This window comes from Tissierella sp. (genome assembly GCF_052089545.1).
GTDB lineage: Bacteria > Bacillota > Clostridia > Tissierellales > Tissierellaceae > Tissierella_A.
Genome location: NZ_JBQDAA010000197.1, coordinates 1 through 4,235 on the forward strand (window position 1 = coordinate 1; position 4,235 = coordinate 4,235).

Here is a 4,235-nt window from a genome sequence, read left to right on the forward strand (position 1 = left end):
ATATATAATGTAGATATATTAACAATTATCTAGAAAACTGTTAATATATTTAATAATATAGAGGATGAAAGGTGGAGGGGATGAAGATATTTAAAAATGTAAAAAAAGAATATATTATTTCTATAGCCATTTCACTTATGATTATACTTTTAGTATTTGTAAATATATATACAGCAAATTATAGAAAAGAAGAGTCTAAATATATGGCAGAAAAAGGCAGGATAGATCTTGGACAGTGGGATATTGATAAGGAAAAAATAGTGAGACTGGACGGACAATGGGAGTTTTATCCTGGCAAGCTATTAGATCCAAATTCAGACTTTAAAGATGAAGAAAAAACCTATATAAATGTTCCAGAAAATTGGATGGAATATTTAAACGAAGAAGCATTAGAAAATGGATCTGGTACATATCGACTTACTGTAAAAGTGCCAAAAGATATGGTTTATGCTATAAAATCTAGAACAATACGATTTGCAAATCGCATATTTTTTAATGGTGAACAAATTTCACAAGTAGGAACCCCCTCAACTGATGAAAGTGACTTTAAAACTGTAAGTAAATATAATTTAGGAGCAGAAAAAAGTATAAATAAAGAAATAGAACTAATAGTTCATGTAACAAGTTTCAACTATAGATCAGGAGGTATTCTTAAATCTTTAGAGATAGGCGATTTTGATACTATGGTAAAATCGAGCGATAAAAGCCTTGTATTAGATGCCCTAGTGGTAACGGTATGTATTACACTGAGCTTATATTTTCTTATTATCTATTTTCAACGCAATAAAAATAAATATTTATTGTATTTTTCTATACTTAATCTTTTAACAGGATTTTATTTGTCTACCATGAATGAACAGTTATTAAGTCTAATATATGACTACAAACCATTAGGTAGGACTGAAATACAAGGAAGCCTAATTATATTAACAGGTATTTTCTTTTTAAGGTTTGTACATGAATTTTTCAAAGAAATCAGCAATAAATATATAACAAATTTAATTACTATATATATGTCCTTAATTTTATTGTTTTCTATCATACTAGAGTTAGTAAAGATATCTTATAGTTTTGTATTTATGCAGGCTCTTGTTTTACTTGGAATGTCTATGGCCTATATTTATATATTTACTATTTTAGTAAAAGCAATGAATAAAAAAAGAGACCTAATAGAATATATTTTAGTAGTTGTTGTATCTGCGTCTTCTTATTGGATAATTTTATTTATAAAAACATTCTTTGAAATAAGTTTGGGGAATGTTCCGGTATTTTTAATTGTAACAACCATGTTTAGTATGGCAGCATTAATGACTCATCAACTACAGTTAGACCACAAGAGAGCAACTAGACTATCTGAAAGACTACTAAAAGATGATAAACTTAAAGATGAGTTTTTAATAAAATCTTCTCATGAGTTTAAAAGGCCCTTGCAAAACATAAAAAACCTAACAAGCTATTTGCTAGAAGGAAAAAAAGGTTTATTAAGCATTGACCAGCAGGAAAATTTGATTCACATAAAACAAGAGACTGATATATTAAGACGTATAACAGACGACTTACTTGATGCTTCTTCAATGGAGAATGAAGAGGTAAAACTTAGACTAACTCCTATTAATTCTTATGAGATTGTAGAAGAAATAATAAAAGAAATAGAAAACTTAATACCATATAACAAAGCTATTATTTTAAAAAATAATATAAAAAAAGACTTTCCTTTAATTGTTGGAGATCATGATAAATTTAGACAAATAGTATATGACTTGATAGACAATGCAATAAAATATACGGAAACTGGTTATATAACCATATCTGCTAGATCAGTTGATAATAAGGCAGAACTAAGGGTAAAAGATACTGGTATAGGAATTGAAGAAAAAGACCTAAAAGAAGTATTTAATATATTTTTTCAAAAGAGCATTGGAGGAAAAACAAAGGAAGGCTTGGGATTGGGATTAACCATAGTAAAAGACTTGGTTGAAGTTCAAGGTGGGAAAATACATGTAGAATCAACTGTTGGACAAGGCTCAAGCTTTATTTTTACACTACCTTTATATAAGGGGACAATTATAGAGGAAAAGAAAAGTTATAAATACAATAGTGATTTCTTATTAGAGACACCACAAGGAAATCAAGATAGATTAAAAGATACAGGAGAAAAGGATATAGACCTAGAAAAGATTCTAATAATAGATGAAAAAAATTCTAGCAGAAGATTTCTAAAAAATATAGTAGAAGAACTAGAATACCATATCCTTACAGTAAGTAGTGGTAAAGAAGCTTTAGAAATTATTAAAAAAGAAAAGATTGATTTAATTATATTAGATTTTATGTTAACAGATATATCTAGCTATGAATTATGTAAGGAAATCCGTAAAAATTATTCAATGGGAGAACTTCCAATACTTATTTTAACATCATCTGGAAGAACTAGAAATTTAATAGCTACCTTCAATTATGGAGCAAATGATTTTCAAAAAAAGCCTGTAGATCCAGAAGAATTAAAATCTAGAATTCAATCCTTGCTCCTTATAAAAGCAACTGCTGAAGAAGGAATAGAAAAAGAATTTCAATACTTTTACTCCCAAATATCTCCTCATTTTTTATACAATACACTAAATACAATAATAGGGCTTAGCTATATAGACAGTAAGAAATCGAGAAAAGCCTTAAATAATTTAGCCGTATACCTTAGAGGAAAACTAGATATTCATAGAAAAAAAGGCTTTGTAAGCTTAGACTCAGAATTAGATCTAGTAAGGGCATATTTAGAAATTGAAGAGCTAAGGTTTGGTGAAAGACTAGAAATAATATATGATATAGATGAAAGTTTGCAAGCTAAAACTCCTCCCCTTACCCTGCAACCTATAGTAGAAAATGCTGTAAAACATGGCATATCAACTAGCAGCAGTGGGAGAATAGAAATAAAAACACAAAAAGAAAAAGATGGCCTTATAAGTATAACAATTAAAGATAATGGAGAGGGCATGACGGCTGAAGAACAAGAAGAACTGCTAGAGGGAAATGGAAACGGTATAGGATTTAAAAATGTTATGGAAAGAATAAAGATTTTAAAGGGAGCAAGTTTAACATTAAAGAGTAGTTTAGAAGAAGGTACAAAGATTAAGATAAGAATACCAGAGGTGAGAAACGATGAAGATAATGAAAACAGTTTTAGTTGATGATGAACCCATGGCCTTAGAAGTGTTGAAACATATGCTATCCCCCTATAAAGAAATAGAAATACTAGCCACTTATTCCAACCATACTGATCTATTAAAAGATCTTAAAAATATAAAACCAGAAATCATATTTCTAGATATAGAAATGGGTCAAGTCAATGGATTAGAACTTGCTGAGATTGTTATGGGAAAATTGGAAAATGTTGAAATAATCTTTGTAACAGCCTACTCTCAATATGCAGTAGATGCCTTTGAAATAAATGCCATAGACTATCTATTAAAACCAGTACAAGAAAAACGGCTAGCAAAGGCTATAAAACGCTTAAAAGAAAGAATTAGGGCAAAAGAAATATATAATGAAAATATAAAAAATACAAAGGATATAAAGGTATATAGCTTTGGTGGATTCCAAGTTTTAGATGGTAAAGGGAAAATATTGAATTGGCGGACTAAAAAAGCTAAAGAACTATTTGTCTATCTATGGACAAGGATGGAAAGAACATCATCTAAAGACCTAATAATAGAGGCGATTTTTCCAGAGAGAGAATTATATAAAGCAAGCACCCTACTTCACACAACAGTTTACCAATTGAGAAAAGCTTTAGAAAAACTAGGGTATTCAAATGCTATAATTTACTCAGAAGAAGGGTACAGGCTAGACCTAGCAATAGAAAGTGATTTAAAAGATTTGGAAAGTATAATAGAAGAAGCAAGATACAATGAAGATGGTATAAGGGAAGTTCTTGAAATATATAAGGGGGACTTCTTAGAGGAAGGTTACCACTGGGCAATAGAGACACAACAAATGTATAAACAATTAGTCTTCAATACAATAGAAAGTTTTGTAAAAAAAGAAATAAAAAAGGAAAAGCTTGATCTGATTGTAAAACTTCTATTAGATAAGCTATATGAAATAGATCCATTTAATAACTCAGCAGTTGAAATGATGATAAAATACTATGGAATAAAAAATGAAATAGCAAAACTAGAAATATTTTTTGATGATCATAAAGAAAAGTTATGGCAAGAAATGGGACTGGAACCAACAAAGAAAAT

The 4,235-nt window shown here is 29.2% G+C and carries 2 protein-coding genes; both read left to right on the forward strand.

Annotated elements, in window-relative coordinates; all coding sequences use genetic code 11:
- Window positions 1-80 precede the first annotated feature (80 nt).
- Window positions 81-3,179: an ATP-binding protein gene (locus ACTHW2_RS11330; RefSeq protein WP_442264032.1), complete on the forward strand. Its 3,099-nt coding sequence runs from the start codon at window positions 81-83 to the stop codon at window positions 3,177-3,179.
- A partial coding sequence (locus tag ACTHW2_RS11335) for a response regulator (protein ID WP_442264033.1) occupies window positions 3,151-4,235 on the forward strand: 1,085 nt, incomplete at its 3' end. The genes ACTHW2_RS11330 and ACTHW2_RS11335, both read left to right, overlap by 29 nt.